Below are 13,094 nucleotides of genomic sequence, written 5' to 3'. Positions count from 1 at the left end.
TATTGCAACTGATTCTCTAAATATTCTATTCATTTATTACCAGGGTGTAACTATGCCATAGAGAATTTGAATATTTTGCTTCATGCCAAGGTCAGTAACAGCGACAAGATATTGTAATAACGCATCAACATCCTTAATAGCTTTAGCAGTAAGCCGAACCTTTCCAGTTGGTGTTTGTGTCCAAGAACATGCGGGAATTGGAAAACCATGAGCAAAACTGTGTCTGACTTGCAGAATATCGTTTAGCATCTGTCGAGTGGCGAGTGCATTCATACTTCTTTTTGACCAAACCCAATCGTTAATAGGGTCATAGCCAGTATATTGAAACAAAAGGTTACGTGAATTATCTGCATTTGGTGTGTTAAATTGTTTAAGCGATCGCTCTGCTGCATTTTTAGCAATAGAATGTACAGCATGAAACTGAGGATCTAAGGGATTTGCAGTTACATCAAAAAAGTTGCGAACTAGTTCCTCAATATAAGCCTCCCATCCAGCAACAAACATCGCTAAAGCTGAATGGTAATAGACTTGAGTTTGGCTATTTAATATTGGACGTAAGCGGGAATCTGTCGCAGTATCACGTAGGACACGAGCCTTAGAAGCCGCTTTATCGTACCTTAATGCTGCTGGTGATGGCACGGCGATGCTCTCAAAGGCAATTCACAAATTCTTCAAGTGCATCTCGATATCTCTGTAATGGCTCTAAATATAATTGTACTTGCTGTTCACCAATTTTTTTTGGGCCTGGTTTAAGTTTATGTAAAGGGGTGCCAGTTGCTGTTGCAACTATAGCAACAGCATGAGAAGCAGGAATCTCAATTAGACTTTTACTGGGAATTTCAATAAAACTATTACTTGGTAAGTCTTTGGGATTAGCAAAAATATGACGATTTTTTTGATGTATATTATTGAGAGTTTTCTGAATCATTTTGTTTATAGCTAAGGATGCAGAGGCAGGTCTACTTTCATACATTGTTACCTGATTAAGAACAAATGCATATAATTTTGGCACAGATACGCCTTCTTCTTTTGCACGTTTAGCAAAGCTAATTTTTGCATATGGTGCAGTATTGGGATCAGTTATGCCATATAAAAGTGCAACCACATTTTCAATCGCATGAAGTGAACTTTCTGCCGCAGTAAATGGAACAACTACACCCTCTGCTCCAACTAGACCAAGCTGTGTATAAATAGCAAAACTAGGGCTACAGTCAATTAAAAATACAGTATCTCTCTCACCACTATATATACGCAGAGAAACTGTTAAATCTCGAATCCAACTAAGCACCTGTTTCCAAGCATCATTTGGTATTTGTAGTTCAGATGTTTGCCTAATTGCTTCAGAAATTATTTCGAGAAGATTGTCTCCACATACGAGTTTCAAATTTTCTGGTATTTGTGGGTTAAATTCTGTTGGCTCACAAATATAAGGAGATACATCGCTAATCATTCGGAAGGGAGAGTTAAGACGTGCTTCCAGGTAGCCAGCCACTGTCGAGCGTGGTGTCTTACTGCTTAAAGAATCTAGTGCCTTTGGACTATTAAGATATCCCCCTAGTAAAATTTCTGAAACGTTGGCTTGGGGACACAGGTCAATTACATAAACATCTGTATCGGGGTAACGGTGAGCATATTCAGCAGCAGCCACAAAGCAAAGAAAGCTCTTTCCCACGCCACCTTTGGTGTTCCAAAAAGCATACGAACTCATTTGATATATTCCTTTTCTAGGTAAAACAGTCCCTGCGGGTATTAGCAATGCTGTGGAACTTTTACCCCTATTGTCGCAAAATGGAACTGTATTCTATCTCGACTCTACATGAAGTGCGTAGTTTAGCGCCGTAGGTCTTACCCTGAGCCTGTCGTTCGCGGAGCGTCTCGTAGAGAAGGGCATCGCTCTTGAAAGGGCGTTACTGACAATATTTCGCTGACGCTTAAGAGGGGGAAGTGAGTTTCCCAGGTGAGGAAACCCCTACTACTTAATTGCCGACTCTGGCTTTCGCTCATTTGTTAGACTGAATCCCCAGAGATTAGAATTTGTCATCGCGGATCTGAAACCCAGTTTTTCGGTGTAGAAACCCGGCGATCTGAGTTATCCAGTTTGCCAGACGAGTAAATTTGTGTTCAATTGTCTTGTCAAGGTCATTCAAGCGGTATAAGTATATGTATTCTTTATCGCCTGCGTACTGGGTCAAAAGTATTTCTAATTTTTTATTAACATCGTCTATTTTGTCATTAATTTTTGCTTCAATTTGGGCAAGACGATAAATTGCTCCAAACACAGCAAGTAAGCCGACAGCAATAGTTAAAGCATTATTGATGTCAATTTTCATTATATTAAATTAAACTAATTCCTCTACCTTTAAATTCCATTTTGCAAACCCTGTAAGGAAATTTATCTTCCCCACCCATCGGGATGAAAGCCTACAGCTAATCAAGCGGATCATGTAACCTTGTTCTTTGAGTTGTGTGGGTACTGCTAACTCGTAAATAATTACATCTTCTGACACTGGGATATAATTTTTTTTTGATTTTGTGAGCAAAGGATCAGGATAAATGAATTGAAGATAACTACCACTTTGTATTCGTTGGGATTCCCAACCTACAATGTCAGTTATTGTTGTTGTGATTCGGAAAACATCAGAGGTAACAGGCAAAGATAAAATCTTCCACGTATCTGTTACCTCAACTTCATCAACCAATGACCACGATATAGTCATTTAAGCTGATTCACGAGCTAGAACAGTGTAATTATTGCCGTAACCAATTACTAATTCTGCTCGACCTTTAGCACCAAGTAATTCTGTTTTCTCTCCAGCAGTATTTAATTTTGCTTTGAAAGCAACAATAGTTGCATGTAGGTCAGGTGTTAGTCCAGAGGCCACAAAAGGGATCTGATGAAAAGACTGTCCACCTTTTTTATCGTAGAACTTTATCCACCGCCCATGCATTGCATTTGCTGCGACTGGTATTGGAGTTTCGTCACCAAAGTACCATCTAACTTTTACAATAGCAATTTTACTTCCTCGCCCAATCTCAACTACTGCCTTTCCTGCTGTTGCTGCTCCTGATAAGCCTGTTTTCGCAACGCCACCCCAAGCCGCTAGAGTTAGATTTCCAACTCTTACTTGCAATTCTCTTTCATTATCTAATGGATCAAGATAAAAAAGACTTGTGTAATCTTCGTCGGGTCTGGCAACGTAAGGGCTTGGATTTGCGGTTTTATGTTCGGCTCTTGCGGCTAATTGCGCTCGTTTGATTTTTAGTAATTCTTCTAATTCTGCAACACTTTTTCGGCGTGACATAAAAAATCTCAATTTGAATACTTTATGTATAGCAAGCTTTTAGGGCTTAATTTTTGACGGAAACCTTAAGGCTTCAGTTGTTTTTTAAACTAGTTTCAACTTGAAATTTTTACCAAAGGATTGTATCTGTACGTTGTATCTACCAAAAACAAAGGCTGTGGTTCGCCAGGAATTAAAGCGTAAGCATACCTAAAGCGAACACTCGCTACACGGCGATAAGCTTTTTTCTTTCGCGTTTTACCCATAATTATCTGGGTTTCTATTACTTCACCCGTAGTACTATTTTTTTTTGGATTTGTAACACTAATTTTATTTTCATCAAAAATTTTATCAATAACATTACACATTCTTTTGTAAATATCTATAGCATCGGCTTCAGTACTGGCGAGTATTTTTCTACCACTAGAAAAACCATTTTTAGTGTCTTTATAAATAATTCCCAAGCTTCCTTTTATTAAAACAATTCCTCGTTTATTTTCAACAAACTGTACTTTTATCTCATTAGCTATTTCTGTTAATTTCTCTTTTAGATTTGTAGAACTATTTTCTAATTCCATTAATCTGATACTGTATTCTGCGTCAGCCTTTCGGCTTTGCTCTGCGGATAAAGTGTGAGAATCTTGAGAAAAATAAAATACTATTTTGGGATGCCCTTCGACAGGGGGATCTATGCTTTCATTTGCACCATAATAAACAACTAAGTTCTTTTTTCCATACCCCAATAAATCAAATAATAGATGATGCCTTAGACTCATCATCGATTGATTGTCATTGTCTAGCATCGTGCAAGCAACCCTTAAGCTGCTGCGAGCCGATGCAATATTGGGCTTCCAATCATCGGCTAAATCACTAAAATATCGCTTGACAAGTGCATTATGCTGGGGGATGTATATTGCTTGCAAATGCTCAAATGGATCAAAATTATCGGGTAAAGCTACCTCCGATGGAGTTTTAGCATTTATTGCAGTTACGTGGGGCGTAAGCGTTCTACCAGTTGTTACGTCAGAAGTGGGGGGAAACTGTCGCCCAAGCTGATCTCTTGGCGGAATAAATTGAGGCGTATCAGTCATTTAATCTCCTCCGTCAAAAATATCTTCTAATGTAGCCTCGATGATATTTGTGCTATCGGCTTTGGCTTGTTCACCCGCTTCAGTTGTTTTTGTAGGATCGGGAACAGTGACACCAGGTTCATGTTTCAATGGGTTGCCAAGCTTATCTTTGAGAGGATGCCCTTCTTTGTCTTTAGGATCTTCCTGGGTTAGGTTTTTTCTCAGGTCTGCGAAAGCGTCATTAACCCCAATCGTCGCCTCTTTTATTGCTATTGGTATGGCGATAACAGCCGCAATAGTCGAGGCAGCTCCGCTAGCATTTTGTAAAAAATTAAAGAATTTGCCTTGCAAATTTGGCTGTGGATTCATATATCCGTAGGCATCTTCAAGTAATACACCGCCCCTTTTTAAAGCATTGCCAATTTTCCCAACGTTCCCGCCGATTACTTCCATGCCTCCAGTCAAAACACTCATCATGTTAGTTAACTGGTTATGAACATTTATAGTTGCTTGATAAATTCTATTGGCTTTAGCCCAATTTTCAGTAATTTGAGCATAGTTAGCAGCGCCTATAGTGTCCTCTATGATTGTTTTAGCGGTTTTACCCAACACTGTAGCAATGCTTATAGATTCACCGTTCAAACCTTTAGGTAATATAAAGCCCGTGACTTGATCGATGATCGTTCCCAGCGTCATCGCCAGATCATTACTAAGCATTGCTGCGTTGTGCATTGTTGCAGCAAATGTCATGATATTTATTGCCGTATTCACTATGGCATTCGCTGCAAATGCTGTAACTAAAGCAGTCAAAGCGGCGAACTGTGCAACCATGAAAGTTTTTACGCTTCCTATTGCGCCGGTAGTCGCAGCATTTACATTTATTCGCGTTGCGGCGTGCTGCTGAACTATCAAAGCTCTTAAGCCCGCATCGTTATATGGCACTGCGTCTATTCCATTTATTCCATTTATTCCATTTGTTCCATTTTTACCCGGTGTGCCAGGGCGTCCAATGCCGCTAATACCGTTAATGCCGTTTGTTCCATCCTTTCCTGGTGTACCGGGAATTTGCACTACTGTTGTTATTCCATTAGTGCCATTAATCCCGTTTGTCCCGTTTCTTCCAGGCAACCCAGGTAATCCAGGGCGTAACCTCAGTAGAGAGATTAACGATAAGGCTGTTAACCCTAGTCCGATTGCCTCACCCGCTTTACCTAATGCTTCACCCGCTTTTATATCTGCTTTGGTAGCAGTTTGTGTAGCCGTTTCAGCTTTTGTGCTAGCTTGGGTTGCGACATTTTCGGCGGTGATCGCTTTCTTATATGCAGTGGTAGCGTTATCATTTGCGGTGCTTGCATTGCGTACAGCACCATCAGCCGTTGTTTGTGCTTGATTTGCTTTACTCAATGCTGTGTTAGCTGTTGTTTGCGCTCCAGCAGCGTCTTGTATTCCCTGACTTGCTAATATTTGCACTCCCTCGCTATGACTTTTCGCGTCCTGTGCAATGCCTCTTACTTCTGTTATTGATACTTCATTTCTGCTAATACGATTTTGTAATCCTAGCAACCTGCCAAGAATGCCTGATATATCAGCGCCAAGCATTACCAAACCGCGTTCTATAGCATCGATTCTCGCTCCTAACAATTCTCTGGTAGCTATCCCGTCAAGGATAGTAAAGATAGTGGCAATGAGGTTAAATATCGTTAATATCTTTCCTCCTAATCCGACTATCTTACTGAGTGCGTTTTCGCTGATACCGATTGCTTTCGCCGCATTTACCGCAACTTCTCCTACAGACCTCTCAACTTTTCCGATTGCCTCCCCAAGGCTGTTAATTCTAGATCCAATCCCGTTCACGACACCCCGCAGTCCTCCTACCTCATTAGCAGTGTTCAGTGCGGTTGTGGTTGCTTTGGATGCTTCCGATATTGCTGTGCCACTTTGATTAACGGCTTTCCCTGCTTTAAAGTCGGATTGATTGGCAACACCCGTTGCCAATTCTGATTCTATAGATGCTCTCCTGGCAACATCCATCGAACTAGTGGCTTTTTTGTCGGCTGTGAAAGCATCATTCTGAGCCTTATAGGCTGCATCGTTGGCTCGATTAGCGACGTTAGTAGCTGTCCCGGCGGAGTTCACAGCATTATGGGCTGTAACATCGGCTGCGCTGGCTACGTATCCTGCTCGGTTTGCTGCCACCTCTGCTGCCCCTGCTTTTTTGCTTGCGGCTATGGCTTCCTGGGCACTGTAGTCAGCTTTATTAATCGCAGTATCCGACTTTGTTATCGCCGTCGTCGCCTTGATGCTAGCAGTACTGGCGGTCGATTGCGCTGTATTCGCTGTAGATTTGGCAGTAGTTGCGACTACCTCTGAAGACATCGCCTTGTCATAGGCGCTGACGGCTATTCTATCTGCTTTAGTTGCAGTCCCGTCCGCTATATTTGCTCGTTTCAAAGCAATATCCGCGTCACGGATACCCTGCTGCGCTTTCAAATCAGCTACCGTTGCTCGGCTCCCTGCGCTAGTTGCATTCCCGTCAGCAGTGGTTGCAAGGCTAAAAGCCGAAGTTGCCTTAGAAAAAGCTTCAGATATTTGTGGTTGCAATTTATTGACTACGACAACAATACCCCCTGCCACGGCGGTAGTGATATCTGGCTGTAGAGCGCTTCGTGTAGTTGCTACGATTCTCGCTTCATCTATTCGCGGAATCCGCGCAATCTCAGCTTTTAAATCATTAATTTGTGACTGCAACTTATCGCAACAGTCACACTTTCCAGCACAAGCCAAAGCTTGCTGGAGATTAGAAATAGCGCTCATGTATTACAATTTCTATTCATTATTTGATTAGATAAACTTTCGATTTGCGCCCAGTCAGCATTGCTTACACACTTGCCACTACAGCCAGTACCACAGGCTACTTCGCAATCACTCAAAGAAGCATATAACCCATTTGTGTTGTGAATAGTAGCTAGGGTGCAAGCTCCATTAATGCAGTCGTATTTTGGGACTACTACTACACAAGTTGTCGAGACGACATAAGCATCAGGATAAAAAATGTAGCCATTTCCCTGATCTACTCCATCCAAGAAAAAACGTTTACAGGGACAACCAAAATAAGAAGAATCCTGAAACGTTGCTAATCCAGAGAACGTATAATCGCCTTCGTTCGGTAATTTGCCGCAGCCATTTGTATTCAGTCCTGCCCCGTGAACTGTGGTAGTGCAAGACATTAGTAATCATCCGGGTCAATTGTCGCGCCGCTATCAACCTTTGAAAGGCTCAAACTTATTTGGTCTTGCCTATATTCAATATTGTCGGCTCCCCTTGTCGTAAAACTTGAGAATCCTTTTGCAACTGTTAAAGATTGGTCGATATTTGCATCAAAATTAGCTTGAGTAAGGTAACTTTTGGCGTTAAGTGTAATTGCGACTAAAACCCCTTCAGCAGTTGCTGTTGAAGGGGTAGCCCCTCCAGTTGTTAAAGCTGAATCAGGAATGAATAACCCAGAGGTTGATGTAGTCGCGCCACTAGCTAGTCGGGTTGTTCCCGTTCCAAAAACTTGTACTAGAGTTGGTTCTGCCATTTGAAAAAGAACGGATTAGTGAGGTGTATGAATCCGTTGTATTGTTTATTCAAACTTCTGTAAATGTTCCAGTTTTATGTAGAAGTGGTACATTCTCTGATGCCGTGTATCCTTTACTGGGAATAGTATTGAGCCAATCTTTACTAATAGTGAATATTTAAGGAATTCCGCTTTTACCTTTGATTCAGGCAAAAGCGGAATAGACAAAGTTCATTTTTTATATCTATGGCAAAGACTAACAGAAAAGGAAAAGCTTCTGTAATTACAAATGGTGAATATTCCAAAATCCGGCAACAAATTTTAACAGAAAAATACAAATTGCTTTTAGACATCGGATGGTTTACCGGCGAACGCTGGGGAGCTTTGGTGCAGCTAAAAGTAGCCGATGTTTATCAGGAACTAGGCAAAGCTAAAACAGATATCATCTTCCCTGCAATGATCAGAAAGCATAGACCAGACGGGTCAGCGGATACTACAGAAATTCCGGTACATCCAATACTGAAGGAGTCTTTGGAACGATATCAACCACAAACAAGTAGCGAGTGGCTGTTTCCTTCAAGATGTGGCACAAAGCCAATTTGTTGGAAAAATGCCTACAACATTTTGATGGCTGCGGTAGAAAAAGCAGGATATGAGGCTAAGGGTATTTCTACCCATACCATGAGACGGAGTTTTGTAAACCGATTGAGAAAAAATGGAATTCCAAAGGAAACTATCCGCACCTTTACTGGACACCGCGACAATAAAGGACTTGACCCCTACTTTGAAATAGAGACGGATGAAAGAAGAGGAGCGATCGCAACCCTATGAACGCCAAACTCCTATTCCTCCAAATCGAAATCTTCTTTGGACGTTTGCAGGAGGGGGAATACGACCTCTCTACCTAGCTATGGCACTGGAAAATCTTGCTAGTCAGGCTTGGGATGAAGTTGATGCGGTTTATCCCAACCTATGACAAATTTCACTGTGGCGGATAGGCTGAGATCGGAAAAGCGCGTTTGTTAGAACCCTTTAATTTATGCGATCGCGCTTTTTGTGGCTAAGAGCGCGATCGCATTTTTCATGCATTGCTTCTAAGCAGCTGCCGGCACAGGCCCAGGAGGTAAAACCGCCAACGCTTCATCAATCAAGGCTTGTATCTGTGGGTTGTTAGCCAAGATTGCGCTAGCTGTGGCTTCATCTACTTTTAGTAATGCAGCCACTTGCACAAAAGCCTGATCTCTATCAGCTTCAGCCGCAGAAACACGCTGAATGGAAGCGCGGATAATTTGCGAGAAGCTATTAAGTAGCAGGGCTTGAGATGCCAAGGCATCGTCTGTTTTACTCATATTCAGAGAAATGATTGGACGGCTCTGTTGTAGCATATTAACTGCGATGGCACTTTGATCAATGGCTAGTGCGAGTAGAACGGCATCAAGGATGCCACCGCATTTTCATTGGTGAGGTACTTTCTTCAGCTCGACAAACTCTTAAAAAGTATTGAGCAAATAACTATAAGCCCGATGGCTTCAGCGAAGTCAATTTGGCGAACTGATGGGAATATGCTTGGGATAATTAGATTCCAGAGAATCATCAGGGGCAGACCTGAAACTAAAGCTATAAATAATGCTCCTCCTATGAACACTAACGCCGCAAGTAAAAATTTTTCCATAATTGAGTTGTCACCCAACAGTTGTCAGTCCTATCATTCCCCATTTCTGGTAGCAAATTGGGCATTAGGCATTGGGTACTCCCCACTCCCCACCATTAACTCCTAACTCGGAAAAATTGCATTTAATTTCAAAACGCTGTATCCTGCCTTGACACAGGCATTTCAGGAGACAGACATGGGGCAGCCGCCGGGAAAGAATAACACCAGCTGGCAACCAGCTTGGAATAATGGCAAGACCAGAACCATCCGCGTACCGATCGCACTTGCAGAACAAATTTTGGATTACGCTAGAACGGTAGATGCGACTTTAGCAGAGAATACACCTGAAACCATCCCCGAACTCCTGCAAGGCGATTTTTTACAGATAATTGACCGCTACATCGCCTGGAGAACCAACAACTACCGCTCTACGCAGCTTTTCTTAAAACCAGACATTACCGCTCGTACCTGGGATGAACTGCGGAAGCTTCAAGACCTACTGCGGCAATCTCCAGAACTGTTGCAGGACTGAAGCCTTTGCGACATCTTTGACAATACCATCTTTGAACCAGGGTATTGTCTGATAATTTATAGCTACCGTTTTTAAAGATTAGTGTTTGGTGGTGGCATCTTGGGCATGGGGGGGCGCATTCTTCCAACCTCGGATCAAGTCCTTTATCTCACATGGTAATTTACCATCTGCGATCCAAACTTCTACATCTGCTTTTCTCCGTTTGGCGATGATACTGCTCACGCTACCAAGATGACACCGCTTTTTCTTCCTGCCAGACATCCAGCAATAGCGGTAGTACCAATATTTATTGCCTGACCTTTCTACCCAGTACTTCTCTACCCAGTGGGTAATGTGTTCGGGCGCAATTTTTTTAGTATCTAATTTGACTTGCGCCCCAACAGGTGATTCTACTGTGCTTGAGGTAACTTGCGCCCGAACAAGTATTTCCCACTGCTTCAAAGCTTGTTCGTAATCATCTAGGTTTAAATAGTCGTCTGGGTCTGGTGGCTCATGACTGTCATCATAGAAAATTGTCAGTTGTCCATCTGAGTCTAATTTGTGCGGGACTTCCCCAAAGTCAGCTTCCTTCCACCTCTGTTCTGGTTGGGGATGTTCGGGCGCAATTATTTCATCCCAATAAGGATCGTGAATGGCAGTTCTCGGTTCAAATGCTGGGACAACAGTTAACAGTGTCAACTGTCCCGCGACTTCTTCTTTATGTTTCATAATGTTTGTGGATTAATAGAATTCCCGGCCGTGACAGCGGCCTTTTTTTGTATCAACTATCAATCAGGTTGATGATTGATAGTTGGTGAACTGATAATGCTGATAATTCGATCGAATATTTCGGGTAAATTGTTACGGTAAATTCCGTATAGATTCTCGAATTTCTCAAAGAATAAACGCTTGCATTCTTCGGTTAGGTTTTGAACAAGTCTTAGTCTTGCATCATCAATTCTCCAGTTATACGTTGTAATAAATGATTCCTTGAAACCCAGGTCAGGATTTTGTTGTTTACTTCTTTCTAAGCTGCGTTCATGCACTCTTGCTAGTCGATCCGCTTCTTTAGTGCCACAAGAACGCAACTCAAGAATTTTCGCTGTAGTTTCTTCTTCAAAAGTTGGTGCAAGAGTTGGAACTTGCTCCACAAGTTCCGACTCTTGCATTACAACTTCATCAGTAACTTCTTTGAGAAGTTCCTGAGAAGATCCTGAAGAGTTACTGAGAGGCTCTGAAACCCCAGTATTTACAAGGGTTTCACTAGAGATAGGCAGCGGATTTGCGCGGGATATCGTCAAATTTGCGCGGGATATCGGCGTATCTGTGACGGATATCGTCGCGGATTCACCGTCTATCGGTGTATCTGTGACGGATATCGGATCAGAATTCCAAAACTCTTTTATTCGCCTAGCACCATGTAAATTTATGATTAACCAGCCTGCTGTTTTCCGAGTGTCTTGTGTACAGGTATCTCGCTTAAATTCAAATAGTCCGGCGGCGTATAAAACTCTTCTTGCTACTCTGAAAGCTGTATCTTTTAAACTGGTTGTTAGCTTGACAAATCGACTGCCATAAGGGTCTGATTGCCAGCATTCATTCCATAAACTTTGTATGGTCTTAGCTTGATTTAACACCCATGTCATATCCGCTACTGGGATGATGCAGTGGGGTTTATTGTATTTAGGTTGTTCTCTTGAGGGGGCGTTCTTAGAGCTAGAGACAACTTGAAGCCGTGGATAAGATGCTTGATTTTGTATGCTATTTTCTGGCATAATACTATTAGTTATTCTTCAAGGAGCCACCACGATCGCTAAATCTAGTGGTGGCTTTTTGGTTTTCTTTGGGTCAATTAACTTTTCGCTAATTCTTGATCAATGCGGTCTTTAGCTGCTTGTAAAGCTTCAGTCTCTGAATCTGAACCCAGATGATCGCGCATTTTGACTTCAGGACTGCGGGGATAAATATCGTAGAACCAGCCAAAGCATTCTTGCTCCCAAAAAATCTCAACAGTGTAGTCTTTGTATTGAAGTTTAGTCATTGGTCATTGGTCATTGGTCATTGGTCATCGGTCATCGGTGAGGAATAGCGCCGCCACCAGATCCACCTCAAGGGTGGCTTGAGCGGTTTTCTTTGAAAAAGCAACCGCCGTGTCAATAAAGAAAGTTTCCGAATATTGGTCATTAGTTACCCCGATCCCCCACCGCGATCGCGCTCCAGGTGGTAACAACCGCACAGAAAGCACTGAACAATAGCTAAAAGGCTTTCATGGTATAGGTTTTACGGGCGCACAAATTGAAGTTGACGCCCCCCAAGGAAGCGCGATCGCTTGGGTTAATCAAGCACGCCGATCGCGTTTTAAATCGCCAATAACTTTTTCTAAAATCCAGTTATCTAACCTGTCTGGGTTTAATTGCTGCTGACGTGTAATCAACCGATTGGCAGTTTCTTCATTACCGTTGAGTAAGTGAAGAAATTCTTTGTACATTGGGCTATTTTTGGATACTGCTTTTGGTTTACTAGGCTGTCTCTTCGTTGGTAATGGCATATCTTTAGGTGGAAGCGGAGAAAGTTGGGTTTGTGGTGTTTTTGATTGTCGTTGTCTGTATGGATTGAATTGGGGTGGAGGTGGCGGTATTAGTTGTTGGGTCGGTTCAGCTTTGGGTTTATCTATTCCGTGTTCTTTGAGTAATAATTCGTACTCTGCTATGTCTTGTTTAAAAAGCTCTGTAGCTTTCTGGTATCCGGCTATAGCTTTCTGGTATCCGGCTATAGCCTCCTCGTAACCGTCTACAGCTTCTTGGTATTGGTCTACAGCCCGTGTAAACACTTTTGTAGATTCTGCGTACAGTTTCAAAGCTTTCTTTTGTCTAGCCAGGAAGAGGAATGCAATAAATAAAGCAATCGTGAGTAAAATTTTCATGGTGTAGTGAGTTGGTACTCTCTCCACCATGTACGGGTTCGCTGATGCTTGCATCAGAGGATACCCGTATCTTTGCTTGATAGATCGCCCAAAGCAAAA

General features: G+C 42.2%; 18 protein-coding genes. 3 read left to right on the top strand and 15 right to left on the bottom strand.

Annotated elements, in window-relative coordinates; translation table 11 throughout:
* Positions 1-36: 36 nt before the first annotated feature.
* The 9 genes from V7K27_RS00245 to V7K27_RS00205 all read right to left on the bottom strand — a co-directional run bounded on the left by V7K27_RS00245 (position 37) and on the right by V7K27_RS00205 (position 7,931).
* Positions 37-639, bottom strand: coding sequence for a HEPN domain-containing protein (locus tag V7K27_RS00245; RefSeq protein WP_334943179.1), 603 nt, complete (start codon positions 637-639; stop codon positions 37-39).
* Between the two features lie 10 nt (positions 640-649).
* Positions 650-1,708, bottom strand: a complete 1,059-nt coding sequence (locus V7K27_RS00240) for a ParA family protein (RefSeq protein ID WP_334943177.1) — start codon at positions 1,706-1,708, stop codon at positions 650-652.
* Between the two features lie 319 nt (positions 1,709-2,027).
* A complete protein-coding gene (locus V7K27_RS00235; protein WP_334943175.1) occupies positions 2,028-2,330 on the bottom strand; it encodes a hypothetical protein in 303 nt (100 codons plus the stop codon).
* A gap of 9 nt (positions 2,331-2,339) precedes the next feature.
* Positions 2,340-2,717 carry a hypothetical protein gene (locus V7K27_RS00230; protein WP_334943173.1) on the bottom strand — a complete coding sequence of 126 codons (378 nt, stop codon included), beginning with the start codon at positions 2,715-2,717 and terminating at the stop codon, positions 2,340-2,342.
* Positions 2,718-3,302, bottom strand: coding sequence for a hypothetical protein (locus tag V7K27_RS00225; protein ID WP_334943171.1), 585 nt, complete (start codon positions 3,300-3,302; stop codon positions 2,718-2,720).
* Positions 3,303-3,397: 95 nt separating this feature from the next.
* On the bottom strand, positions 3,398-4,372 hold the full coding sequence (locus tag V7K27_RS00220) for a hypothetical protein (protein WP_334943169.1): 975 nt from the start codon (positions 4,370-4,372) through the stop codon (positions 3,398-3,400).
* Positions 4,373-7,165 (bottom strand): hypothetical protein, encoded by a 2,793-nt coding sequence (locus V7K27_RS00215; RefSeq protein WP_334943167.1) that lies wholly within the window; start codon positions 7,163-7,165, stop codon positions 4,373-4,375.
* Complete coding sequence (locus tag V7K27_RS00210) at positions 7,162-7,578, bottom strand: hypothetical protein (RefSeq protein WP_334943165.1); 417 nt, start codon at positions 7,576-7,578, stop codon at positions 7,162-7,164. Before V7K27_RS00210 ends, V7K27_RS00215 begins: the two co-directional genes overlap by 4 nt.
* Positions 7,578-7,931 carry a hypothetical protein gene (locus V7K27_RS00205; protein WP_334943164.1) on the bottom strand — a complete coding sequence of 118 codons (354 nt, stop codon included), beginning with the start codon at positions 7,929-7,931 and terminating at the stop codon, positions 7,578-7,580. The genes V7K27_RS00210 and V7K27_RS00205 overlap by 1 nt, the downstream gene beginning before the upstream one ends.
* A gap of 225 nt (positions 7,932-8,156) precedes the next feature.
* Here V7K27_RS00205 and V7K27_RS00200 point away from each other — a divergent pair, with 225 nt between their 5' ends.
* Both V7K27_RS00200 and V7K27_RS00195 read left to right on the top strand, forming a co-directional pair.
* Positions 8,157-8,741, top strand: a complete 585-nt coding sequence (locus V7K27_RS00200) for a tyrosine-type recombinase/integrase (protein ID WP_334943162.1) — start codon at positions 8,157-8,159, stop codon at positions 8,739-8,741.
* Positions 8,710-8,886, top strand: a complete 177-nt coding sequence (locus tag V7K27_RS00195; RefSeq protein WP_334943160.1) for a hypothetical protein — start codon at positions 8,710-8,712, stop codon at positions 8,884-8,886. The genes V7K27_RS00200 and V7K27_RS00195 overlap by 32 nt, the downstream gene beginning before the upstream one ends.
* A 118-nt stretch (positions 8,887-9,004) precedes the next feature.
* Here V7K27_RS00195 and V7K27_RS00190 read toward each other — a convergent pair whose 3' ends face one another.
* A complete protein-coding gene (locus V7K27_RS00190; RefSeq protein ID WP_334943158.1) occupies positions 9,005-9,259 on the bottom strand; it encodes a hypothetical protein in 255 nt (84 codons plus the stop codon).
* 498 nt (positions 9,260-9,757) lie between these two features.
* On the opposite strand from V7K27_RS00190, the gene V7K27_RS00185 reads away from it, so the two are divergent.
* A complete protein-coding gene (locus V7K27_RS00185; protein ID WP_334943156.1) occupies positions 9,758-10,093 on the top strand; it encodes a hypothetical protein in 336 nt (111 codons plus the stop codon).
* Between the two features lie 78 nt (positions 10,094-10,171).
* On the opposite strand, the gene V7K27_RS00180 is transcribed toward V7K27_RS00185, so the two are convergent.
* The 5 genes from V7K27_RS00180 to V7K27_RS00160 form a co-directional block, all read right to left on the bottom strand.
* The gene (locus tag V7K27_RS00180) at positions 10,172-10,801 is read right to left on the bottom strand and encodes a DUF4102 domain-containing protein (RefSeq protein ID WP_334943154.1); all 630 of its coding nucleotides are present in this window, start codon (positions 10,799-10,801) and stop codon (positions 10,172-10,174) included.
* A 59-nt stretch (positions 10,802-10,860) separates the two neighbouring features.
* Positions 10,861-11,847 (bottom strand): hypothetical protein, encoded by a 987-nt coding sequence (locus V7K27_RS00175; protein ID WP_334943153.1) that lies wholly within the window; start codon positions 11,845-11,847, stop codon positions 10,861-10,863.
* 77 nt (positions 11,848-11,924) lie between these two features.
* A complete protein-coding gene (locus V7K27_RS00170; protein ID WP_334943151.1) occupies positions 11,925-12,113 on the bottom strand; it encodes a hypothetical protein in 189 nt (62 codons plus the stop codon).
* Between the two features lie 24 nt (positions 12,114-12,137).
* Positions 12,138-12,308: a hypothetical protein gene (locus V7K27_RS00165; RefSeq protein ID WP_334943149.1), complete on the bottom strand. Its 171-nt coding sequence runs from the start codon at positions 12,306-12,308 to the stop codon at positions 12,138-12,140.
* A gap of 102 nt (positions 12,309-12,410) precedes the next feature.
* Positions 12,411-13,049: a hypothetical protein gene (locus V7K27_RS00160; protein ID WP_334943147.1), complete on the bottom strand. Its 639-nt coding sequence runs from the start codon at positions 13,047-13,049 to the stop codon at positions 12,411-12,413.
* Positions 13,050-13,094 lie beyond the last annotated feature (45 nt).

It is taken from the genome of Nostoc sp., assembly GCF_036919575.1.
GTDB lineage: Bacteria > Cyanobacteriota > Cyanobacteriia > Cyanobacteriales > Nostocaceae > Nostoc.
Note: the sequence above shows the minus strand (reverse complement) of the source record. Positions and strands in the feature narration are given on the sequence as shown.

Excerpts from the sequence above, each read along its gene's own strand:
- V7K27_RS00240 (WP_334943177.1), bottom strand. The coding sequence starts at position 1,708 with ATGAGTTCGTATGCTTTTTGGAACACCAAAGGTGGCGTGGGAAAGAGC.
- V7K27_RS00235 (WP_334943175.1), bottom strand. The coding sequence starts at position 2,330 with ATGAAAATTGACATCAATAATGCTTTAACTATTGCTGTCGGCTTACTT.
- V7K27_RS00230 (WP_334943173.1), bottom strand. The coding sequence starts at position 2,717 with ATGACTATATCGTGGTCATTGGTTGATGAAGTTGAGGTAACAGATACG.
- V7K27_RS00225 (WP_334943171.1), bottom strand. The coding sequence starts at position 3,302 with ATGTCACGCCGAAAAAGTGTTGCAGAATTAGAAGAATTACTAAAAATC.
- V7K27_RS00220 (WP_334943169.1), bottom strand. The coding sequence starts at position 4,372 with ATGACTGATACGCCTCAATTTATTCCGCCAAGAGATCAGCTTGGGCGA.
- V7K27_RS00215 (WP_334943167.1), bottom strand. The coding sequence starts at position 7,165 with ATGAGCGCTATTTCTAATCTCCAGCAAGCTTTGGCTTGTGCTGGAAAG.
- V7K27_RS00210 (WP_334943165.1), bottom strand. The coding sequence starts at position 7,578 with ATGTCTTGCACTACCACAGTTCACGGGGCAGGACTGAATACAAATGGC.
- V7K27_RS00205 (WP_334943164.1), bottom strand. The coding sequence starts at position 7,931 with ATGGCAGAACCAACTCTAGTACAAGTTTTTGGAACGGGAACAACCCGA.
- V7K27_RS00200 (WP_334943162.1), top strand. The coding sequence starts at position 8,157 with ATGGCAAAGACTAACAGAAAAGGAAAAGCTTCTGTAATTACAAATGGT.
- V7K27_RS00195 (WP_334943160.1), top strand. The coding sequence starts at position 8,710 with ATGAAAGAAGAGGAGCGATCGCAACCCTATGAACGCCAAACTCCTATT.
- V7K27_RS00190 (WP_334943158.1), bottom strand. The coding sequence starts at position 9,259 with ATGAGTAAAACAGACGATGCCTTGGCATCTCAAGCCCTGCTACTTAAT.
- V7K27_RS00185 (WP_334943156.1), top strand. The coding sequence starts at position 9,758 with ATGGGGCAGCCGCCGGGAAAGAATAACACCAGCTGGCAACCAGCTTGG.
- V7K27_RS00180 (WP_334943154.1), bottom strand. The coding sequence starts at position 10,801 with ATGAAACATAAAGAAGAAGTCGCGGGACAGTTGACACTGTTAACTGTT.
- V7K27_RS00175 (WP_334943153.1), bottom strand. The coding sequence starts at position 11,847 with ATGCCAGAAAATAGCATACAAAATCAAGCATCTTATCCACGGCTTCAA.
- V7K27_RS00170 (WP_334943151.1), bottom strand. The coding sequence starts at position 12,113 with ATGACTAAACTTCAATACAAAGACTACACTGTTGAGATTTTTTGGGAG.
- V7K27_RS00160 (WP_334943147.1), bottom strand. The coding sequence starts at position 13,049 with ATGCAAGCATCAGCGAACCCGTACATGGTGGAGAGAGTACCAACTCAC.